Below are 23,653 nucleotides of genomic sequence, written 5' to 3'. Positions count from 1 at the left end.
ATTTAATTCCTAGTTGTGGAAGTATACGTTATCTACATAAACCGTGGTTTCTCCTGCCGGACCTCCGGAATAGATCAACTGTGCAATATTAGATTGCGAGGTTAGTCCGGTGAAATCTGCCAATGGAATATCTAAAGTCACCCACATATTGCGCGTGAAGTCACCGTTATCGAAATTCAATACGATCTCGTGCTCGCTGTCATCTCCTCCTTGATAAGTTCCGTTAGCTCCAAAATCAACCAATTTGATACGGATTTGTGTCGCGTCGCCCGTCCAAATATCGGTACTGAAGTGCGTCATAGCACTTGCATCAATTTGATTTACCGGCTCTGCACCCACAAAGTTCAATGCTGAATATTTTTTAACCGCATTTCCTGCAATACTCACGTCTTCTAAAGTCGCAGCAGACCAATCTGTTCTCCAGGTTGCCATTGCCTCATCGGTATAGGCATCACTGAATAATGAAATCACATTTGCCGCGTCAAAAGTGGGTGCCGGTGCTGCCGCTTGTGGGCTTTCAGGCGCTGCAGCTGCTTCATTGTAGAAATACAAGTTATCTATGTAGAAGGTTCCGCCGTTATCAGGCTGCACATCAAACTTGAATTGGAATACATTAGTTACCGAAATTTCCTGATCAGTAAATGCTGAAAGCGGAATATCGATACTTGTCCATTCTCCTGCGGTAACCTCTAAGTTTACCGGACGTTCTCCGGAAGTGTCAATGATGAAAAACGGAATGCTCGCATAATCTGCAGACCAAACATCGATATGCACAAATTCGTATCCGGAAGCATCGTACTCACCGCCAAGATCGATCCCTTGATAGTTAGCGTTTCCATATTTAATTGCAGCGTTTCCACCTAGATCTACTTGCTCATAGGTTGTTGATTGTCCCCAATTCGGGAAATAATTTACCGAAGCAGGATCGGTATACGAGTCACTGAAGATCGAAAGCACATCTGCCTCAGCAGCTTCCGGAGTTGGGGCAGCCATCATTGGCTCAGTCGCACCGCCGGTTTGCTCTACATCGTCGATGTAGAAGGTTCCTGCTGTGGTACCCGGACCATCCACAAAAATCACCATCGTTGCATATTGCCCTGTAGGTACAAAAGGTTCTCCTACACCCTGGCTTCCGTCGATGTAGCTTTTTACAGCTTCGGTAGCAAAATCAAAGCTTAGGGTTTCCCATCCTGAACCCGTGTGGGTCTTAGTGATCTCGTTTTGACGTTCTCCGTTAACGCCTCCTTCAAATTTCAACAATACAGGTACTTCAACATCAGACCAGAATTTCATAGTGATGGTTTTATTCGCTCCGCTGAAGTCAACCGGAGTACCCAAAGTGAATGCTCCACCTTCGTACTGAGCTCCAGAATTTGTGATCGCTCCTACGTTAGATTCAATCGTGTTAGCTCCAGATAAATCAGGATTAGTTACCACTTCAAAAGCAGCGCCATTGAACGTCCCGAAAGCGTAATTAACCGTAGGATCGTCAAAGGTGATTGGTAATGCAATAGGATCAACAGCACCGGTAATCGTTACTGTTTTAGTCAATTCAATAGTATTTACACTTGCGCCCTTAGCCACAACGCGTACTAAGTAATCTCCCGGCTCTTCATAGGTAAATTCTGCTGTGCTCCCAACCATAACTGTAACTGGTTCTTCCTCATCACTTGCACCAAAATACACATCAAACATAGTTGCATTATCTGCTGTTGGTGTTACTACAGCCGTTAGACCACTAACCGTAGTCTCAAAATCTAAATTTTCTGGTGCCGTAAACGATACTTTGATCATCTGGTTGAACTCGCTCGTTAAACCTGTAGATCCGGTTGCTGTGATACGTACCAAATACTCCCCTTCGGCATAGGTATAAGTGGTGCTTTCTCCTGCGTTTATAGTTATTGGTGCTTCTCCTTCAACACCAAAATCTATGGTAAAGGTTGAAGCACCTTCGCCTACAGGAGTAATAGTTACCATCCCTGTATCGTCCTGTGTGATCGCAAAGTTTGCAGTAACACCGGTAGGTGCAGAAATTTCTTGTAATGCATAATTTGTAATTACATCATCTTCACAAGCGGTAAAGATTTGGGCTACTGCCAAAAATGCTATTAGTAATCGTAAAATTTTCATCGTATCCTAGTGTATTAATTAGTATCCTTGATTTTGTTCCCAGCGATTTCCAGCCAACTGAATCTCTATGGTAGGGATTGGGAATAATTCATTTTTATTGGCTGTAAAGCCCGGTATGTTTTGTGCCGCTCTGCTGGTACGTACCAAGTCGAAGAAGCGGTGTCCTTCACCTACCAGTTCTAGCCTTCTTTCTTCTAAAATAAAATCGGTAAGCGTGGCGCCGCTTGCAGCGATGTCGTGATTGGTATCGCCAAAAGCACGACGACGTACACGGTTTAAGTATTCTCTTGCCAAAGCATCATTAGGATTAGCCTTACGGTTGTGTGCCTCTGCAGCCATAAGCAATACATCTGCAAAACGAATAGAACGGTAATTGTTAGGATTGGTAAGATTGGCATCTCCCAAATTGGCATCCCCTTTACGCGCAATGTATTTTCGGTTATAAAAGCCGGTATGCTCGTAACCTTCATTGTATGTAGCGCCGTTTGCAGCGGCGAATTCTTCGATATTCAAAATAGCAATATCGCGACGGCTATCTCCCGGCTCAAAAGCATCATAAGCTTCCTGTACAGGAACATTAAAGCTGAATCCTGAGTCAAATAAAGGTCCGCTGTAATTACGGATTCCGTTGAAACCAACCGCTACATTTCCTTCACTACACTGTAAGCATCCAAAACCTGCTCCTTCTTTATCGGTGTATTGTACTTCAAAAACCGACTCGATATTGTTCTCTCCTTCCAACTCAAAAATGGTGGAATAATCGTCTACCAAGTCATAAGGACCGGCGATCACCTGATCTAAAGCACTTGCTGCTTCGGTAAATTTATCTTGATACAGATAGGCTTTTCCTAGCAATGCTCTTGCGGCTCCACTGGTGATACGGCCTTCTTCTGCCTGAGTTGCCGGAAGCGTTTCCGCAGCAAAAATGAGGTCCTGCTCAATTTGGGCGTAAACCTCTGCTTTCGGAGTTCTATCAACATTAAATTGATCTCCAAATAAAAGACGTTGATCTACCGCTAGCGGCACGTCACCAAACCACTTTACTAATTCAAAATAATAGTACGCACGTAAAAAACGCGCTTGAGCTATAATCTGATCTTTTCCTGAAAATTCGATTTTATCCTGAAACTCCAGGATGTAGTTTGCGCGGTTCACTCCGGCAAACATCCATCCCCAAATGTCACGCAGTTGTTGATTTACCGGCGTGTGGATCATATTATCAATTTCCTGAATTCCCGGCGTATCGGTAGCACTCTCGCCACCGGCAAGGGTATTGTCTGAAGCAATCTCACCGACCATTACATTCAAATAGGTTGCTTGTAACAAATCGTATGCCCCGACTAGGGCTTCCTGATAATCTTCTTCAGTATTGAAAAAATCCTCTGAGTTCTCATTAATCGGGTCTACTTCTACAAAGTCGTCCCCGCAAGCCACCATGAGCACTGCGGCTAAAAGGCTTAAAAATGCACGTTGTATATTATATTTTTTCATCGCTCTTCTTTTAAAATTTGAAGTTCATTCCTGCAGTATATGTACGTGGCACCGGGTAAAACCCTTGGTCGATTCCGCCACCAATAGGTGCTCCCGAAGAAGCTGAAGGATCATATCCTTTATACTCTGTTAGCGTAAACGCATTGGTCACCGCCAAGTAAAAACGCAGCTTTCTGATGCCTAATTGATCTAAGACTTCATTGCCTAAACTATAGCCTAACTGCACGTTTTGTAGTCTTACATACGAACCGTCTTCCACATAAAAATCAGAGAATAACAGGTTTGAGTTAGGTCCAACAGTCACACGCGGATAGGTGTTCGAAGATCCCGGTCCTGTCCAACGGTCCAAGACATAATTGGTTTTATTGGTCAAGTTTTGATTACGGTCGTATGAGCGTACAATGTCATTGCCTATAGAAGCAAATGCGTAAGCTGTGAAGTCAAAATTCTTATAGTTGAATCCTAAATTAAGACCCATCGTAACATCTGGAATAGGGTCGCCAATATTCACACGATCATCGCCATTAATGACTCCGTCACCATTTTGATCTACGTAACGTAAATCTCCCAAGGTAGCATCGGTTTGTGTTGCGTGCGCATCAACTTCTGCCTGAGATTGAAAAATTCCGTTGGTTTGTAAACCGTAGAAATACCCGATTGGAAAGCCGGCTTCCATACGTGCAGGCGGCTCCTGACCGAATCCAAAACTTCCACCCGGAATAAAGCCACTTTCATTCCCTACTTCAAGCACTTCATTTTGAAGCGTGGTGAAGTTGTAGCTCAAATTGAATCCCGCATCGTCACCAATAGGCTGATCATAAGAAACCGAGAATTCTAAACCTTGGTTCTCAACACTTCCGGCATTTACGATTGGAGCTCCGGCACCCGGCGCATAAACTCCTAAAATTCCCGAAACCTGAGGTACTAGCAATAAATCATCGGTACGACGCTTAAAATAATCCATCGTAAGATCTATGCGATTATTGAATAAGCGTGCATCAAAACCAACATCAAAAGTCTTCTGACGCTCCCATTTAATTTCAGGATTAGACAGCTGACCGGCAGCAACACCGTTTACAAGTTCGTTATCAAATACGTAAGTTCCTTCTGCATTAAGTGTAGAAACGTAACCAAAAGCTCCAATACGGTCATTACCCAAAATACCGTAACTCGCTCTAAGTTTTAAGAAGTTCAGCAAATCACTAGAACCGAAAAAGGGCTCATCACTCGCTACCCAACCGATAGAAGCCGAAGGGAAATAACCGAATTTATTCTCCGGTCCAAAGTTTGAAGAACCATCGCGGCGTAACACTGCTGAAAGCAGATAACGCTCCTTGTAGTTATACTGAACACGCGTAAAATAAGAAAGTAAACGCTGATCAAACTCAGCAGGACCGCTGATGTCACGCGCATCGATAACCTCGCCTGCGCCGTCAAGTGTAGCTTCGGCAAAAGTAGTTCCCGGCACATCTCGTCCGGTGAAATTGTAAAATTCACCGCTGGTCTTGAATGCAGACATCCCTAATAAAACGGTAAGGTTGTGATCATCTGCAAACGTATTTTTATAGGTTAAGAAGTTATCAAATGTATAGTCTCTAAAGAAACTGTCGTTTACAAAATATTGATTTACCCCCAGGTTATTAAAAACTTTTCCATCTCCAAAATTCAATCCTGCCGGTAAATAACTACGCCCACGCACTTCAGAATAGTTAAACTGATAACGTGATTCTGCCGTAAAATGATCCCAGAAATTATAAGAAAGTCCTACCGTTCCCGTGATTTTATCTACCTCATTATTATTGAAGGTATTTGCGATTTGTGCAATAGGGTTGATCACCTCATTCCCTAAACCGTTTGCTATCGTAAAATCACCATTAGCATCACGAACACTGAAAGTTGGCGCCATATTCACAGCATTGAACAACACAGACCCCAAAGCATTTTCAGAAAGGGTTTTTCTATTAGAATGCGTATAGATCGCTGTTGAAGAAAACCTGAGATTTTCTAAAATATCATAATCGTAACTTCCTCTTCCCGTAAAGCGATTGAAGTTTACCGCTCCACCGCCTACAATACCATCCTGATCTAAATATCCTGCACCTACAGAATATGCCGATTTTTCACCACCACCATACACGGTAGCGTTTATATCTGAAAGTAAAGCTTGTCTAAAGACCTCATCTTGCCAGTTGGTTCCTTGACCAAGAACCGCAAGATTAGGGAATGGCGGCGCCTGATTGCCCGCTGCGTAGGCCTCGTTAATGATCACACCATATTCGGTTGCATTAAGCACCGGAAGTTTGCGTGTGGTTTCTTGCAGACCTACATACGTATCAACGTCTACACGCAGGTCACTGTTTTTACGACCTCCTTTTGTCGTAATCAAGATCACACCGTTTGCAGCTCGCACCCCATAAATACCGGCCGTAGCATCTTTTAAAACATTGATGCTCTCGATGTCATTTGGGTTTATCACACTAAGATCTTCAATCACCGCACCGTCAACCAAAATTAAAGGTCGGTTGTCTCCGTTGGTAGAAATACCACGGATAGAGATCGTAGAAGCACTACCGGGCGATCCCGAATTGGAGCTGATATTTACCCCGGCCACACGACCTTGTAAGGCTTGTTCTACCCGCACAGGGTTTTGCTCCTCAATTGTTTCAGAACCTACAACGCTTACCGCACCGGTAATTTCTTTCTTCTTTTGCGTTCCGTAACCTACCACGACGACTTCATCTAGTGCACTGGTATCTTCAACCAATTGCACGTTAAGGTCTGTAGCCCCATTTACAGCTATTTCCTGAGTTTGAAAGCCCAAATAGGAAAACACCAAAGTGCTCGAAGACGGGACATCTAAACTGAAAAGACCGTCAAAATCTGTACTTGTTCCTGAGGAAGAACCTTTCACAATTACATTCACTCCCGGCAGTGGCATTCCTGACATATCTGTCACAGTACCTGTAACGCGCACTTCGGTACCGGTCTGGCTAAAGAGCCCCGAAGTGAGCAACCCGAATAAGATCAAGGATAAAAATGATTTCATAAATTTTAATTTGGAAATCAAATCTATCTTTTAACTATATCGTATTCGAAAAAACGACCTCAACAAAAAATATACAGTTGGTAAATCAAAGCAAAAACACTTCACTTTTTAGCGCAAACGCTTTCGCTATAAGGCTTTTTAGCAGTTGTTAAATTTAAAAATGTAAAGGCTATAAATAGCTATTGCTGAAATTACTATCGTTTTCGTATAGGTAATGTATAGGTGATTTTAAGAATTGATGAGGTGACTTAGATCGATAAAATATACTCAACAAGACTTTCTTCGTGTTCCAACTCCATTTTTTTGCGTAAACGGTATCTTTTGATTTCTACACTTCTCACAGAAATGTTTAAAAGCGGTGCTATTTCTTTTGAGGATAAATTTAGTCTAAGGTATGCGCAGAGTTTAAGATCGTTTGGAGTAAGTTTAGGATGCAGCTCTTTGATTTTCTTTAGAAAGTCTTTATCTGCGTTATTGAAAGCTTCTCTAAAAAACTCCCAATCTTTTTTAGGGTTCAGGTTTTTATCAATAATCTTAATAACAGATTTTAATTCGTTTTCTTGAGTATCGGAATCCAATTCCTTTTTAATAGCATTAAGCAATTCATTTTTCTTTACAATACTCATCGTGGAAGCCGCCAATTCGCGGTTCTTGCTTTCTACATCTTGTTGCAGTTTCTCATTCTCCAATTTCATGATTCGGCGCTCATTCTCATAGGTTGCCACTTCCAACTTACGCTGATTAATCTCAATAAGCCGTTCCTTTTGTCTTTTGTAAAACTTACGATTAACGACCTGAATGCCTATAAATATTAAAACAAGAAGCACTCCATAAATTATAATCGCAACCACAGAAAAATACCACGGGCGTGCTACAGTAAAAGAATATTGTAGCGTGTTTTCTGATAATTGATCCCCTATGCGTGCTCTTGCTTCAAAGGTGTATGTTCCCGGTGGTAAATTTTCAAACGAGGCCGTAGCACTGGTTGACCAGTTGGTCCATTCTTCATACAATCCTTCTAAACGATACTGATAGACGACTGCTCTAAACTTCTCGTATTCTGCCACACTAAAATCAAAAGCGAATGTATTTTGTTTGTAATGAAATGCTTCGGTAGTTGTTTGATCTAGTGTGACCAATTCTCCTTCGCGACTTCCATTCTTTATGGTTCTAAGCTTTATGGAGTACTTTTCATCACTAAGCTTTTCAGTATTTAAAACAATATAACCCGTTGCATTACCCAGCAGATAGGTATTTGCGTCTAGATAGGTAATGTTTTCAAAACCGGGAATATCTTTTCTTGTTTTTGCAGGCAAGGCGATCCTTCTTACTTTAAGCTGATCTACAAGAATTCCGGGCTCAAAATACAGCACTTCCTGCTCATTGAAAGCCCACAGCCTATTATTGCCGGTGTCATAGGTAAGTTTACCCGAAGAATAGCCTCCTGATTCTAAAAACGTACGAGAAAGTAAGCTGTCTTTTTCAAAAACTTGCGCGGACTTATTCAGTCTAAAAATCCCTTCCTCATAGGCGTATAGCACTTCATTATTATATTTAAAAATACTGGACTTAGCACCTTTAGGGAGCTGCTTCAGGAGACTGGATTCAGTTATCGTTCTAAAGTTCTCATCAATATGCAGTTTGAAAACCCCTTTATATTCGTGGCTTACATAAAGCGTCTGTGGACCGCTAAAAGCAAAATACCTGCTCGAGATATCAAAGCCTTCCAGTTTATTGCGTAACTGCCATCCTGTTTCCTTTCGCTCTAAAATATAGAGTCCGCTATAATTACCCTGAATCGCAAGCGTATCGTTTATTTGATGCACATCCCAAGTTCCTGCGATATTAGCTATAGGAATCACCCTATTCTCTTCTACACGAAAAGTTCCTTCGTGATGGCCACAAATAAGCGCATCACCCAAAATGTTCAAACTCCACACCTGCCCTTTAGTATCCGGAATAAGTTGATATTCCTCACTGGCAGCAGCATCCTTTTTATAAAAAAGTCCTTGGTTGGTTCCCAGATATAAATAGCCCTTATGCTTCTTTGCCGCATAGACCGCCCCTAAACTCCCGTCATAATCGGTATACACTCTAAAAGCCGAATTGCTATTAACCACACTGATCCCGTTATCCAGACCAAGCCACACATGTGCCTCTTGATCTTCCCAAAGACTCAGTACCGTATTGTTAGAAAGTCCTGAAACCTGATCAATTTGATACTTTATCTTTCCCGCGGCATCAAGATGGTAAAGGCCGTTAGAAATGGTCCCTAATAGTAAAGTTTGATCAGATAATTGGAGCGCTGCATACACCGTTTCGTTAGCGATCGCATCTTGAGCTTCATAGTTCCAAGACGAAATTTCGCCATTAGGCTTTAACTGAAAAATCCCGTGTTTTTGGGTGACAGCCATTAGTGAATTATCCTTGCTATACAATGCGACCAACAAGTAGTCTGAAAACGGTAATGCGTCAGATATCAATACGGGTTGACCGTTCTGAAGTTGGTACAACCCCAAACCTTCCTGTTGAAAATAAACGGATTTCCCAACTAGAAAAGACCGTACAATAGCCGATTCTGAATCTATGATTTGAAAATTTGAAGTCTCTGTATTGTAGCTGTAAATGCGATCTAAAGATTGAAAAAGAATGAGGTTATCAACCAAAATAATATTCCAAAACTGCTCATCTTCAATAAGTGGCTCCTCTAATTTATCGCTTAACGACGTATACTGTAACAAGCCATTACTGCCAAGCTCCCAATAGCCAAATTCCATATACGCCCCTGTGTAAATCAGATCACCTTGAGTCGCAACGGACCGCATTATGGTTTTATTAGAAGTAGGGTACAAACGCCATTTGGCGCCATCATACTCGAGCAATCCCGAATTATTGGCCGCGTAGATCAGCTTATCCTCCCCTTGCGTAATATCCCAATTCTGGTTTTCGGCATTGTATTGCTCGGGAGTAAAATTGAGTACAGGCGGCAACTCTTGGGCAGTGCTTGCAAAAATAAAGCACAACCAAAACAGCAAGTATAAGGGTTTCGTACATCGCATCACCGGGCAATATACTCAATTAGCTGCAATCTTTTTATGCGTTCTACCACATCAAGAAGCGTTCTGATTTTTTCCGCAAGTACGCACATATGAAGCATACACAACCTCTTTTTGCGGAATAGCATTTTAAATTAAACTAAATTTTACGTTCTTTATCTCCGCTTAGAATTGTTTACTTTTGCCAAAAATTTCAGCTTCATGTTCTCTATTTTCAGTTCGAAAAAATTTCTTGCCGCTAAACTGGGTGAATTCACCGATATTCATAATCATATTTTACCGGGAATTGACGACGGAGCTAAAACTCCTGAAGATTCTCTTCAGCTATTGACGCAGTTTAAAGAAATGGGTATTACCAACCTCATTTGCACACCGCATACGATGAGTGATTATTACCCCAATACGCCTGAGACTATTTTAGATGCTGAAGCTACGCTGAAAACTTTTCTAAAAGAAAACGGCCACGCGGAGTTCAGTATCCGGTCTTCCTCAGAATATATGATGGATTCCGGCCTTGTAGACCTCTTAGAGAACAAACAGATCTTACCTTTAAAGGACAACTATGTGTTAGTTGAAATGTCGTACTTACAACCCCCTGTAAATCTAAGAGAAATCCTTTTTAAAATAGGTAATTCTGGTTTTGTACCTGTTTTGGCGCATCCTGAGCGTTATGCTTTTTATCATGCCAAATACGATACTTATAACGAACTGAAGAACATCTGTAAATTTCAGTTGAATGCTTTATCTATTAGCGGATACTACGGACCCGGAATTGCTAAAATCGCCCTAAAATTACTTAGTGAAGGTATGTATGATTTCATTGGTACAGACACGCACCACATGCGTCACGTTGAGAATTTGAAAAAAGTAAAATTTGCCGGAAAGTACGAGCAAGATCTAGATCGAATCATTAGCAATACCAATGCTAATTTTAGCTAAGTTACGGTAAGCGTTTGAAGTAATACACGTGCTTCAGCGGACTTAAATGCTTCAGCTGCCTTAATACACTGCGTCAGCATTTCTATATCAATTTGTGTTGTGGAAGGTTCAATACGCATCAAGACATCATTATCCATTGCATGTACGGTATCGCTTTCTTGATGTAGAAGTTCTTCTTCCTTTTCATACTCCGGAAGTGCTTTGTACGTTACTGGATATTCTGACAAAGAGATACCTAACAATTCTTGAACCAAATTATTAGCAATTTGTGCTACAGTCTGCAGCGAAAAGTGCTTTGGGATAAAAACTCCGCCCTTGTGCCCACTATCAAGAATCGCAAGGACCTTGGGTAATAACTGATCTTTCTTGATATAAGCGCGTTGCACCTCATTCCCTTTTATTTCCAACGGAAGTTTCTGCTTTATTCGCTCTTTAAACACAGGAACCACCGAACCCGAAGAATCGTATACATTGCACAAGCGTAGAATATTAAGCTGCGTATTCATAGCCTGAGACTGTTTAAAAAGTAAATACTCTTCGACCACTTTTTTTGTCATTCCCATTATACTCAACGGCTCAACAGCTTTATCGGTAGAAATAAAAATAAATCTTGAGGTGTTATGTTTGCAGGAAGTATCAATAAGTAATTTGGCACCCTTAATATTTGTTTTCACTGCTGCACACACATTTGCTTCCATTAAAGAAACGTGTTTATAGGCCGCTGCGTGAAAGACAATATCTATATGTTGTTTTTGAAATAAAGCCGCAATAAAAGCAGCATCACAAATACTTTCTAAATAGTAATTCAACTTCACCTGCGGAAAATGAATAGCCATTTCTTGAAGCAGGCTATGCATTCCCAATTCGGAGATATCTACCAGAATCAATTGCTGGGGTTGGTATTGCGCTAGGCCTAAAACCAGTTCGCGGCCAATACTTCCAGCGGCGCCGGTTATGAGAATGGTTTGGTTTTTAAGCTCAGAAATCTCCATAATTAAGCCGAAAAATACGCATTTATTGCCTGCTGAATTCGGTTAAGATCCTCTTTTATCAAACCACATCCGGATGGCAAGCACAATCCGGTCTTCCATAAGGTCTCTGCGTTCTGTGCTCCAAAATAATGATGTTCATCATAAATCTCTTGAAGATGCAAGGGCTTCCACAGGAAACGGGATTCAATTCCTTTTTCGGCAAAAAAAGCTTGAAATCGTTCCGGATTTTTGGTCGAATTACTTCCTGTAAATCGAATTACCGTCAGCCAATAATTCGCATAATATGCTGCATTCGGAGCAGTAAGTACTTCTATTTCTTCTATTTCGGCAAAGCATTCCTGATAAAACTGATGCAGCTCCCGCTTCTTTTGAATTCGTTCCTTGAGCGTTTGTAACTGACTTAAACCAAGCGCTGCATTCAATCCCGGCATTGCATAGTTATAACCTACCGCATCGTGTTCAAATCCTGTTGTAGCGTTTTTCGCCTGACGTGACAAATGTCTGGCTTCTTCGGCTTTTAGAGCATCCTTACAAATCAACGCACCACCGCCACCGGTCGTGATGATTTTATTACCGTTAAAGGATAGCATTCCATAATCGCCAAAAAGTCCGCAAGGTTGATTCTTATACTTACTCCCTAAAGCTTCAGCCGCATCTTCAATCAATGCAATCTCATAATCTTTGCAAAGCTTGGCTATTTCTTCCACTTGACAGGGAATCCCAAAGGAATGAACCGCGACCAGAGCCGCCGGCTTTTTGTTTTGCTTCAGGCACCATTCAATAGCCTCTTTTACCTTTTCAGGAGCAAGATTGTAGGTACTCTTTTCACTATCAATAAATACAGGAATCGCACCTAAATACGCTATAGGATTTGCCGAAGCGACAAAACTCATCGTTTGGCACAGCACAAAATCGCCGCGTTGCACTCCGGCTAATTTTAAAGCTAGATGTAAAGCTGCAGTTCCTGAGTTTAAAGCCACAACTTCTCGCTCCGTTTGAAGAAATTTCTGGAGTTGATTTTCAAATTTTGCGACTTCGGGCCCGCCGGAAGTCACCCAATTTTGATTGACCACCTCCGCAAGATAATCTGTAGCATCCGTATCAATGAATGGCAATGCAAGCGCTATTTTTTTGGGCTCAGACATTGCTGTTTTCTTTTAAATTGGTGAAATTCTTGATCAAACTATTGAGATAGAAATGTAGTACTACACCAAATGTGACTTGTACCACTAGAAATAACAACACTCCTAAAAGAGGTTCTAAATACCAAGCCGCAAATACATTTAATAATGTCAAAATCACCACAAGCGTTACAATTCTAGAATGGCTGTATCCCAATCGCAGAAGCGAGGAATAACTGTGTAATTTATCTCTTTTGAAAAGTGCTTGTTTGCGGCTTAGTCGTAAAATCAAGACACGAATTGTATCTGTAATAGGAAACCAAAAAAGTGCAAGCAAAACTGGTAAACGTTGCTGAAATGAGTCTAATTGCGTGTTGTTGATATTCAAATCTGCTTCTAAAAAGAAAATTCCTAAACAAGCGCAGCAGAAGCCTATGAATAACGAACCGCTGTCCCCCATAAACAACGCCGCCGGCTCGCGATTCAATTGCCTAAATCCGAATAAAGCAGCAGCCATACACATCAAAAAGACTCCCGAAAATGGCGTCTGAAAATACAATAACCCTAATATAAAGATGAGTGCTACTGCCGTCGCTAACCCGTCAACGCCATCGATAAAATTAAAAGCATTAGTTAAAAAAGTGATCATCACGACACTGATCAAAACACTCAAAGCAAACGGTAACCGAAAAAAACTGTGTTCTAACAATACCGACTCTAACCGCAAATCTCCTAAAACCACCACTGCAGTAATAATTGCGATCTGAAGAAGAAGCTTAAGCAACCATCCCAAAGGTTTGAGGTCGTCAACCAAGCCCAATACAAACATCCCTATTACTCCCATTATAAAATAGAAATAGGCACTGTTGATTATAATTTGGTCAAATAATACAATTGGTAGCACAACACCAATGATCAATGCTATTCCTCCTGAGGCAGGTACCGCCCTTTGATGTAGTTTTTTTCCACCTACATCATCAATAAAATACCGCGCTAACTTCTGTGTACATAGCAATCTCCCGACCATGAAACTGGTTAAAAACGCTATCACTGCCGGTAAAATGTAAAGGACTAAAGGAGACACTAATTTTTGTTTTGTTCGTCAAATATACACTTTACACCTTTTGCTTCTTACGCATAAAAAAACCTCCCGGTGGGGAGGTTCTAAATTTATAATGAAGATTTTGTTATTCTTCTAAGCTTGCATCAAGACTGATCTCAGCATTTAATAATTTTGAGACCGGGCAATTTTCTTTTGCTTTGGTTGCGATCTTTTTAAAGGTTTCTGCGTCACATTCCGGTACTTTACCCACTAAGGTCAAGTCGATTTTGGTTATTGCACCATCCTCAAAAGTGACGTTAGCGTCCGTTTTTAGATCTTCGGCCGTGTAGCCTTCTTCGCCTAAAAATGCGGTCAATTGCATGGTGAAGCAACCTGCGTGTGCAGCACCGATCAATTCTTCTGGGTTTGTTCCTTTTCCGTCTTCAAAACGAGTTGCAAAACCATATTTTGATGCGTCTAGGACTTTACTTTCGGTAGAAATGGTTCCCATTCCTGCTTTGATTTGCCCTTTCCAGTTTGCTGATGCTTTTCTTGAAAATTTCATAATTATTTTTCTTTTTTTGGTTTAGTCTAAAAGTAGGCATCAACAGTACCGTATCCTAGTACTTTAGATATATTTTAGCGTTTAAAACCCAAGTATTAACGGGCTTTAACAGCATTTTGGTTAACTTGCAGATATGAAAGCAGCTACGGTTACGCAGTTAAAAAAAGAACTCAAACACAAAGATGAAGACGAACTTCTCAATATTTGTTTAAGGCTCTCAAAATTCAAAAAAGAGAATAAAGAACTGCTCACCTATTTGCTTTTTGAATCAGATTATGAGCCGGGCTACGTTACGCTGATCAAAGAAACCATTGACGAGCAATTTGAAGCACTCAACACGCGAAATTATTACTGGATGAAAAAGTCCATCAGAAAGATTTTGCGCGAGACTAAAAAGTACATCCGTTATTCGGGAAATAAAGAGACCGAAGTACAACTCTTGCTTTATTTCTGTGAAAAAATACAAGCGGTACGCCCTGCGATTCGCAATAACAATACGTTGCGTAATTTGTATTTACGCCAACTGGAATACATTCATAAAAAGATTGAAGCCTTACACGAAGATTTACATCTCGATTATTATAACGCCTTAGAAAAGCTGAACTAAAATGACACAACTACAACTAAACAACCTTAACGTAAGCATTGATAAAGGTCAACTTTCAAGTTTTAAGAAAGACGACTATGAGTATATTCACCAAGTGGGAAGTCCCGGCTGGGGAAAATCTGACGATGAGATGTTTCCTATAATCGGCCCAACAGACGAAGCCAACTTTAAAGTAAAAACACCTAAAGGTGAAGCGATCTTAGATCAACACGGATTGTTGCGCGAACTCACTTATGCGCTTACTTCTTCAACAACCACCACAGCGGTTTTTGAAAAACAGTACACCGCAGGAAGCAAGATTAAAAATTCGAAATTCCCTAAAAAATCTACGGAAGAATGGCTGAGCTGGCCGTATGATTTTGTGTTTAAAAAGCAATTCAGTCTCAGTGAAGATGGACTCAAAATTGAATTCGTCATCAGCGGAGAACCGGAAATGCCGTTTATGTTGGGGTATCATCCTGCCTTTAAATTGCGTACCGAAAAACCAACGGTTTTCAATGCTAAAAGAGAAATTAGTCTAGCCGAAATTATGGCGGTAGGAAGCCGAGCCTTTCAAGTGCCCGACTGTACTGAAATTACGCTCAACGACGAAAAATCGATCACACTTAAATCTGAAGGTTTTGGCAATTTTATGCTGTGGACCGAAGTCACTAATATGGTTTGTGTAGAACCGGTAAGCTTCTATCCATACGCTGTAGCACAAGAAAACCTGAATGAAGGCTTTCAAACCTTACCGGAAGAAGGAGCAACGTTTACAGTGTTACTGAAAATCTAAACCAAAGCATTTTTTAAAATAGTAACGGGATGCTGCGCTTGGCGCTGTGTCCCGTCTTTTATTTGATGCCTACAGCTCGTACCGGGCGCGGCGATGAGCGTATCTTCTGAAGCCTTGCGTACCACAGGAAAAAGGGTTTGCTCTCCTATTTGCATACTCAACGCATAGTGTTCCTTTTCATATCCAAATGATCCTGCCATCCCACAACATCCAGACGGAATGATCGTAGGCGTATAATTCACCGGAAGATTTAAGATAGCAAAGGTGTGCTCTATTCCGCTTAAGGACTTTTGATGGCAATGCCCGTGAATTTTCAGCTTCTTGGCTTCGGTGGTAAACGAAGCTGCTTTGATTCGTTCTGCTTTGATTTCCGCACTTAGAAATTCTTCAATGGTACAGGTGTTTTTAGCTAAAATTTTAGCTTCCTCTATATCTTTTGCCAACCGAATATACTCATCCCGAAAACCTAAAATTGCAGAAGGCTCAATTCCAACTAGAGGATGTTCCTCATCAATCAAATCTTTAAAAATAGTGATGTTTTTCTGCGCAGCTTTGCGCGCTTCCTTCAAAAAACCTTTAGAAATAAAAGAACGGCCGCTCTCGGCGTGCGCCACTATACGCACTTCATAATTGAGTCGCTGTAATAAGATCACGGCGTCTTCACCAATTTGAGCATCCAGATAATTAGTAAACTCATCGGCAAATAAATAGACTGTCTTGATCGGTTGTTTAGGGTTGAAAGCTTTCAATTTTTTAAAACGCGCTCTCAGGGTTCGTTTAGATACCGGCGGAAGGCTGCGCTCTGGAGCAACTTCGAGTGTTTTCCTGATAAATCTTCCACTCAATTTAGCTTTGTATAAGCGGTTAGTAACCCCCGGAAGCACTGCTCCTACTTTATTTAAATAAGCATTAAATGCAAACGCTCGTGTGCGTAGCGAACTCCCGTTCTCCTTTTTATATTGGTATTCAAATTCGGCTTTTAAAGCTGCGACATCCACATTACTGGGGCACTCACTCGCACAAGCTTTACAGCTTAGGCACAGATCAAAAACCTCTTTTAATTCTTTATGGTTAAAACTATTCTTACGTTCAGATTGGGTTAAGAATTCACGTAAGGCATTTGCTCTTCCACGTGTGGAATCTTTTTCATCGCGTGTAGCGCGATAACTGGGACACATCGTGCCGCCGGCAGCCGGTAGTTTTCTGCAATCGCCCGTGCCGTTACATTGTTCTGCAGCGCGTAAAATTCCTTGGCTATCATCAAAATTGAGTAAGGTATCAATTTCCGGTTCTTCTCGATCTGGAGTGTAGCGCAGGTTCTCGTCCATCGGATTAGCATTCACCAGCTTTCCGGGATTAAAAACATTATGAGGATCAAAGCTGCTTTTTATATGTTTTAAACGTTCATAATTGGCACTGCCGATCATCATCTCGACAAACTCTCCGCGCACGAGTCCGTCGCCGTGTTCGCCGCTCATCGAACCTTGATATTTTTTAACCATGTTTGCTACTGCGGTGGTAATCTTTCTAAAAAGCTCCACATCATCTGCTTTCTTTAAATCAAGAATAGGTCGCAAATGCAGCTCTCCGGCACCTGCGTGCGCATAATACACCGCATCCTGTTTAAAGTCGGCCATTAGCGCGCTAAACTCATTAATGTAAGGCGCAAGATCTTCTAATGCCACGGCGGTATCTTCAATACAGGCTACCGCCTTACGGTCGCCTACAATGTTTCCTAATAAGCCTAAGCCTGCTTTTCGCAATTCTAAAGCCTGATTGATCTGCGAACCTTCAAGGGTAGGATAAGCATAGCTCAACCCAGAATTGTCAATGGTTGCAATTAATTCCAAAGCTTGTTTGCGCGCATCGTCTAGCGTATTTGAACGCACTTCTAGCATTAAGATCGCAGCAGGATCGCCTTCAATAAAAAAGCGATTTTTTTGCTGTTCCCGGTTATTGAGGGTACAATCAAGAATCACCTTATCCATCATCTCGCAGGCATACAGCTTATGCTGCATCCCGGGCACTACAGCTTCTAAACAAGCCGTAATACTTTCAAAATGCGCCGCGACCATCACTCCGTTACTTGGAGGAAGTTCGTCTAATTGCAACGTAATTTCTGTGGTAAACGCCAGGGTTCCTTCACTTCCGGAAAGCAACTTGCACATATTGAACGGCTGCTCGCTTTCTTTATTAAAAACCGAATTATCAAGCAAAGCATCCAAAGCGTAACCGGTATTTCTTCTATGGATTTCAGGTTTGGGAAATTTAGATCGAATTTCCTCTTGCGCCTTTGCATTGTTGAGTTGGTTGTAGATTCGGCTATACAGCTTTCCTTCAAGCGTATTTAGCTTGCGTTTCTTATGAAATGCTTTTGCTGAAATTTCTTGGAAACGTACGGTACTGGCATCACTTAAAATGGTTTTCAATTGCAACACCTTATCGCGTGTTACGCCATATTGAATAGAAGTAGTTCCTGAAGAATTATTACCCACCATCCCACCGATCATACAGCGGTTTGAGGTTGAAGTATTCGGTGCAAAAAATAAACCGTGTGGTTCAAGATAGCGATTCAACTCATCGCGTATCACCCCCGGTTGAACGGTAACCGTTTTGTTTTGCAAATCAAGCGAAATGATTTCAGTAAAATATTTAGACACATCTACCACAAGACCATCACCCACGCACTGTCCTGCAAGAGAAGTCCCGGCCGTACGCGGAATAAGACCAATCTTATTTTTTTCAGCAAAAAGAATAAGCTGCTGAATATCCTGCTCACTTTTAGGAAACGCAACACCAGCGGGAATTTGACGATAAACCGATGCATCAGTCGCGTACAAGGTTTTATGCAAATCATCAAAAAATAAATCGCCGTCAAGGGATTCTTTAAGTTCAGTTAGCGCTTCTGTGAGATGTGTAATCATAGGCTAAAGGTACAACTATTACCGGTCTTTATCGTTAACAAAACCTTAGACAAGCTTAACAAAATATTGGCGCAACCCCTGTAAACACTGATGCTATTCAAGATTACATTTGCAGTACTAACATTTAAAAAAAACACTTATGAAAAAATTACTTATAGCTTTTGTAGTTATCGCAGGATTTTCATTTTCTGCCCAAGCACAGGATATTGCTCCTAACGCGTTAGGACTTAGATTAGGAGACAGTGACGGTTTTGGTGCTGAAATTTCGTATCAGCGTGCACTGGGCGGAAACAATCGATTAGAGCTTGACCTTGGGTTGAGAGATGGAGACAACTACGATGGGTTTAAACTAGCCGGTTTATACCAATGGGTATGGAATATTGACGGTGGTTTTAACTGGTATGCCGGTGTAGGTGGTGGTCTTGCATCGTACGGTTATGACGACAATCGCTATGACGATGATACCTTTGTATTTGCTGCAGGTGACATAGGTATTGAGTATGATTTTGACATTCCGTTAGTGTTATCACTTGATTTCAGACCTGAGATAGGTTTTGGTGACGGAAATGATTATTATGACAATGACGATCTTGATTTTGATATTGCATTAGGTATACGTTATCAGTTCTAATAAAACATATTGAACCGAATAAAAAATCCCGCTTTATCGAGCGGGATTTTTTTTTTGGCACTGTCAAAGACTTCTATATTCTAAGACTTAAAACTCGCAATTAAAAATTTGTATCCAAGCTATGCCTCTTAAGTTTATCTTCAGGTAGTGTACTGATAGCGTTAACGTGTAGTTTATGGCTACACACCTTTAGATTAGGAAACCGAAGTTTTCTTCGGCTCATTTTTTTGAATGGCTTTCTCGTAGACTTCCTCATACATCGGCACGATTTTTTCGATCGCGAAATTCGCTGCCTGTTCCCGTGCTTGTTGCTTAAAACGTGCTAAGTCTGCATCAGCACTCAAAATACGTAAAGCATTCTGAGCCATTTCTTCAACAGCTCCTACAGCACTCATAAAGCCGGAAACTCCATTGATATTTACTTCTGAAAGTCCGCCGGCATTTGATGAAATTACCGGAACTCCGTGAGCCATGGCTTCTAATGCGGCCAGACCGAAGCTTTCGGCTTTAGAAGGAAGTAAAAATAGATCTGAGAAGCACAATACTTTATCGATCTCATTACTATTGCCCAAAAAGATCACCTTTGTAGCGATGCCCAATTCTTCGGCTAAAGTTTCTGCGGGAGCGCGTTCCGGCCCCTCACCTACCATAATAAGTTTAGATGGAATTTCCTTTTGAATGTGGTAAAACGTCTTGATCACATCAGGAATACATTTTACCTCCCGCATATTACTAATATGGGTGATGATGCGCTCATTTTCACTGGCCATCAAGCCGCGTTGGCAATCTGTAAATGTATTTTTAACCGTGCTTAAGTCAATAAAATTAGGAATCACCTTAATCTTACGTTTGATATCAAATAGCCGATTCGTATCATCTTTTAAGCTTTGAGAAACCGAAGTCACCACATCGCTTTTATTAATACTAAAAGTTACCGCAGGCTTGTAAAACGGATGATTTCCTACTAAAGTGATATCCGTTCCGTGCAATGTAGTTACCATTGGGATCGTAATACCTTCCTGTTGAAGCATTTTTTTTGCCATATACCCGGCATAAGCGTGCGGTATGGCGTAATGCACGTGCAGTACATCTATATGATAGGCCTTGATAATAGTGACTAATTTACTGGATAGCGCCAACTCATAAGGCTGAAAATGGAATAAGGGATATTCCGGGACATTTACCTCGTGAAAGAAGATCTTTTCGTTAAGTAAATCAAGGCGAACCGGTTGCTTATAGGTGATAAAATGCACCTCGTGACCACGCTTAGAGAGCGCAATTCCTAATTCGGTAGCGACAACGCCGCTTCCTCCAAAAGTAGGATAACAAACTATAGCTATTTTCATGACGTAAAAATACCAATTTATTCAGCCATTAAGTACTAGAAAAAGTAGGTAATCTTAATCTGAAAACCAGGGCTACGGAATTACCGCATTCTCAATGACTTCTTGAATGCGTGTGCGCAAACTAGACGAGATCAATTTGCGATTATCTGCGGTAGGAAAGGTTCTGTTAGAAAGAAAAACATAGATAATTTCAGTTTTAGGATCTGCCCAAGTCAACGTTCCTGTAAATCCAGAATGTCCAAAACTGTTGTCGCTTACACAACCACAAGTAGGACCGGCAGTTCCCAGCTGAGGCTTATCAAAACCTACACCTCTGCGCACACCATTATTGCAATAATAACAGGTATTGAACGCATCCATCGTTTCTTTAGAAAAATAGCGTTTACCTCCATAATAACCATTTTGCAGGTACATCTGCATCATTTTTGCCACATCATTGGCATTGCTGAAAAGACCGGCGTGGCCGCCGATATTGTCTTCCATAGCGGCGCCCATATCGTGTACATAACCCTGCACTTGCTGCATACGCCAGTAATTATCATTCTCACTAGGAACAATGTCCTTTTTTGCTAAACGATCTAATGGTTTATACCCCATTTTATTGGCTCCCAAAGAACGGTAGTAATACTTTTGCGTGAGTCCGTTAAGGTCATCTCCTTCGGTGTCTTCTAAATACTTTTTAAATAAAAAATAAGACAGATCACTGTATTTATAGACACGGCGACTCAAAAGGTCTGAGTCTGCAATAATTTTTACGATCGTATCAGGATAATCATTTCGCAGGTAGAGATCTTCGGCTACTTTAAGATCAAAATTTTCTTCTGGTCTTGTGCGGTAGTACGCTTTAGACAAAGCCCCTGAATCATCAAAAGTGGCTCTATAAAAAGGGATCCACGGTTTGAGTCTGCCGTAATGCGACAACACTTCTTTAACCGTAATGTTTTGTTTGTTGGTTCCTTGTAAAACAGGCAAAAGCGTCCCCAGCTTGTCCTCTAAGGTCAATTTACCTTCATCATAGCGCTTCATCAGCAATGGTAGAGTAGCCAGAATTTTGGTCATTGAGGCCAAGTCGTACACATCATCAAGTTGCACGGGTTGCTTCTTAGTATAGGTATGATACCCAAAAGCTTTCTCATAAATCACCTTTCCGTGACGCGCCACCAAGACCTGAGCTCCCGGAAACATCACATCAGTAAGGCCTTCTTTCATCAAACCTTCAATACTATTGAGCTTTTGAGAGTCCATTCCCTCTTCTTCCGGAATACCGTATTTTAAGCGGCGTAATGTTCCAGTCTCGTAACTGGTGTTGATCTTAAAATCAGTCCCCACAGAAACCGGCAATTTTCCTTTAGCTTCGATCGCTCCAAAAATAAGCTGCGCACTCAAATCTTGCGCTATCGTACTATTTTGATACGACATAACCACCCCTTCTAGATTGGTTGTGTTTTTTAGATCAAATAACGCATAAGGTCTAACAAATACATCCAGCACCGTTGGTTTTGCGGCAGCAATAGCCTCAATAACACCCACTTCTCTTGCTGTGAACTTATAAGATTTCCAAGGGTTGTCATTAGATCGGTGAAAACCGATAATCACGTAATTAAAATCTGCTAACTTGGTGACATAGTCAGATGCCGAAGCTGCTTCGATTTTTGTCACCTTAGCATATTTCTGAAGCGCAATATAAAACGGAGCGCCACTATCATCGCCCAGCTCTACATAAGCGATCTTTTTATCTTCAATATTCTTGACCGGTAGGATGGCCTGATTATTTTTCAGGACCGTCAGCGCATTGGCCATAGCTTTGCGATACACTACTTCGTCCTCAGGGCTATTTAAATCCTGATACAGATTTTGCATCGCAATAGGCTCATAATTATTGAGCCCCACTTTAAACTTGGCAAATAGTATTTTCTTTACAGAACGCGCTAAGCGTTTTTCTGTAATCGTACCTTTAGTATAGGCTTCCTCGATTTTGGCAATAGCTTTGGCCACATTCTCGCTCATCAGCAAGATATCGTTCCCTGCATTAAAAGCAGCTAGATCAATTTCTCCCGGCTCGTCATAATTAGACGCACCTTTCATATTAAGCGCATCGGTAAAAATGAGACCTTGATAGCCCAAGCTGTCTTTAAGAATACCAGTCACTACCTTGCTGGATAACGATGTGGGATATCCCGCTCGGTTGTCTAAAGCAGGAACATTAAGATGCGCAACCATAATACTTGCGATCCCAGCGTCAATCACCTTTTTATACGGATACATTTCAATGGAATCTAAACGCTTGCGCGAAAAAGGAATTGTAGGCAAGGTTTTGTGCGAATCCTGATTGGTATCTCCGTGACCGGGAAAATGTTTTGCGCTTCCTAAAACTCCAACTCCCTGCATCCCCCGAAGAAAGGCGACACTTTTATCTGTGACATTATCGCGATCTTCACCAAAAGAACGATTCCCAATAATAGGGTTTTCTGGATTGACATTGATATCGACATCTGGAGCAAAATTGATGTGAACTCCCATACGCTTACTGTGCAAGCCTATTTGTCTTCCTACCTGTTCAACAAGCTTATCATCTTTGATCGCTCCCAAGGTCATATTCCAAGGAAACGCATATGTAGAATCTAGACGCATCGCTAATCCCCACTCGGCATCCATAGCAACCATTAATGGCACTTTGCTCAAGGCTTGGTATTCATTAGTAAGTTTGGCTTGCCGAACCGGGCCACCCTTTGAAAAAATGAGTCCGCCTATATGATGTTTCTTGATCAGTGTTTTTACCGCATCGGTTACCGATTTGGGATCTCTAGAAAAAACATCAACCATAAAAAGCTGACCTATTTTTTCTTTCAATGTCATCCCATCGTAAATACTATCAACCCAAGCTTGCTGCTCTGTTAAGTCTTTAGCGATAAGCGGATTTCTAGTTTGTGAAAAACAGGATATTGTAAGTAGAAGAACTACTCCCAGTATAAAACGATCTCTTAGCAT

Annotated in this window: 15 protein-coding genes; 4 read left to right on the top strand and 11 right to left on the bottom strand. The window is 41.3% G+C overall.

Going from position 1 to position 23,653, the window contains the following annotated elements; translation table 11 throughout:
• Window positions 1-9 precede the first annotated feature (9 nt).
• The 4 genes from HCN54_RS02875 to HCN54_RS02860 all read right to left on the bottom strand — a co-directional run bounded on the left by HCN54_RS02875 (window position 10) and on the right by HCN54_RS02860 (window position 9,657).
• Entirely contained in the window at window positions 10-2,130 is a 2,121-nt protein-coding gene (locus tag HCN54_RS02875) for a hypothetical protein (RefSeq protein WP_167596442.1), read from the bottom strand.
• 18 nt (window positions 2,131-2,148) lie between these two features.
• Window positions 2,149-3,621: a RagB/SusD family nutrient uptake outer membrane protein gene (locus HCN54_RS02870; RefSeq protein WP_167596441.1), complete on the bottom strand. Its 1,473-nt coding sequence runs from the start codon at window positions 3,619-3,621 to the stop codon at window positions 2,149-2,151.
• 10 nt (window positions 3,622-3,631) lie between these two features.
• Window positions 3,632-6,667, bottom strand: coding sequence for a SusC/RagA family TonB-linked outer membrane protein (locus tag HCN54_RS02865; protein ID WP_167596440.1), 3,036 nt, complete (start codon window positions 6,665-6,667; stop codon window positions 3,632-3,634).
• Window positions 6,668-6,915: 248 nt separating this feature from the next.
• On the bottom strand, window positions 6,916-9,657 hold the full coding sequence (locus tag HCN54_RS02860) for a triple tyrosine motif-containing protein (protein WP_167596439.1): 2,742 nt from the start codon (window positions 9,655-9,657) through the stop codon (window positions 6,916-6,918).
• 267 nt (window positions 9,658-9,924) lie between these two features.
• Between HCN54_RS02860 and HCN54_RS02855 the strand changes: the two genes are divergently transcribed.
• Window positions 9,925-10,662 (top strand): tyrosine-protein phosphatase, encoded by a 738-nt coding sequence (locus tag HCN54_RS02855; protein ID WP_167596438.1) that lies wholly within the window; start codon window positions 9,925-9,927, stop codon window positions 10,660-10,662.
• On the opposite strand, the gene HCN54_RS02850 is transcribed toward HCN54_RS02855, so the two are convergent.
• From HCN54_RS02850 to HCN54_RS02835, 4 genes are all read right to left on the bottom strand, one after another.
• Window positions 10,659-11,654, bottom strand: coding sequence for an SDR family NAD(P)-dependent oxidoreductase (locus HCN54_RS02850; protein ID WP_167596437.1), 996 nt, complete (start codon window positions 11,652-11,654; stop codon window positions 10,659-10,661). The genes HCN54_RS02855 and HCN54_RS02850 overlap by 4 nt on opposite strands.
• 2 nt (window positions 11,655-11,656) lie before the next feature.
• Window positions 11,657-12,799, bottom strand: a complete 1,143-nt coding sequence (locus HCN54_RS02845; protein ID WP_167596436.1) for an aminotransferase class V-fold PLP-dependent enzyme — start codon at window positions 12,797-12,799, stop codon at window positions 11,657-11,659.
• Complete coding sequence (locus HCN54_RS02840) at window positions 12,792-13,802, bottom strand: MraY family glycosyltransferase (RefSeq protein WP_167596435.1); 1,011 nt, start codon at window positions 13,800-13,802, stop codon at window positions 12,792-12,794. Before HCN54_RS02840 ends, HCN54_RS02845 begins: the two co-directional genes overlap by 8 nt.
• Window positions 13,803-13,962: 160 nt before the next feature.
• A complete protein-coding gene (locus HCN54_RS02835) occupies window positions 13,963-14,382 on the bottom strand; it encodes an OsmC family protein (protein ID WP_072984593.1) in 420 nt (139 codons plus the stop codon).
• Between the two features lie 133 nt (window positions 14,383-14,515).
• Here HCN54_RS02835 and HCN54_RS02830 point away from each other — a divergent pair, with 133 nt between their 5' ends.
• Window positions 14,516-14,989, top strand: coding sequence for a hypothetical protein (locus tag HCN54_RS02830; protein ID WP_167596434.1), 474 nt, complete (start codon window positions 14,516-14,518; stop codon window positions 14,987-14,989).
• Window position 14,990: 1 nt separating this feature from the next.
• The gene (locus tag HCN54_RS02825; RefSeq protein ID WP_167596433.1) at window positions 14,991-15,764 is read left to right on the top strand and encodes an aldose 1-epimerase; all 774 of its coding nucleotides are present in this window, start codon (window positions 14,991-14,993) and stop codon (window positions 15,762-15,764) included.
• On the opposite strand, the gene HCN54_RS02820 is transcribed toward HCN54_RS02825, so the two are convergent.
• The gene (locus HCN54_RS02820) at window positions 15,761-18,688 is read right to left on the bottom strand and encodes an FAD-binding and (Fe-S)-binding domain-containing protein (protein ID WP_167596432.1); all 2,928 of its coding nucleotides are present in this window, start codon (window positions 18,686-18,688) and stop codon (window positions 15,761-15,763) included. The two genes, HCN54_RS02825 and HCN54_RS02820, sit on opposite strands and share 4 nt — an antisense overlap.
• A 139-nt stretch (window positions 18,689-18,827) precedes the next feature.
• On the opposite strand from HCN54_RS02820, the gene HCN54_RS02815 reads away from it, so the two are divergent.
• On the top strand, window positions 18,828-19,319 hold the full coding sequence (locus HCN54_RS02815; protein WP_072984585.1) for a hypothetical protein: 492 nt from the start codon (window positions 18,828-18,830) through the stop codon (window positions 19,317-19,319).
• 194 nt (window positions 19,320-19,513) lie between these two features.
• Here the strand turns inward: HCN54_RS02815 and bshA are convergent, their stop codons facing one another.
• Together bshA and HCN54_RS02805 are read right to left on the bottom strand one after the other, a co-directional pair.
• Window positions 19,514-20,665, bottom strand: coding sequence for an N-acetyl-alpha-D-glucosaminyl L-malate synthase BshA (gene bshA / locus HCN54_RS02810; RefSeq protein ID WP_072984583.1), 1,152 nt, complete (start codon window positions 20,663-20,665; stop codon window positions 19,514-19,516).
• A 72-nt stretch (window positions 20,666-20,737) separates the two neighbouring features.
• Window positions 20,738-23,653, bottom strand: coding sequence for a glycoside hydrolase family 3 N-terminal domain-containing protein (locus tag HCN54_RS02805; RefSeq protein WP_167596431.1), 2,916 nt, complete (start codon window positions 23,651-23,653; stop codon window positions 20,738-20,740).

The sequence above is a fragment of the Leeuwenhoekiella sp. ZYFB001 genome, assembly GCF_011784865.1.
GTDB lineage: Bacteria > Bacteroidota > Bacteroidia > Flavobacteriales > Flavobacteriaceae > Leeuwenhoekiella > Leeuwenhoekiella palythoae.
This window is presented reverse-complemented; position numbering and strand designations above follow the sequence as displayed.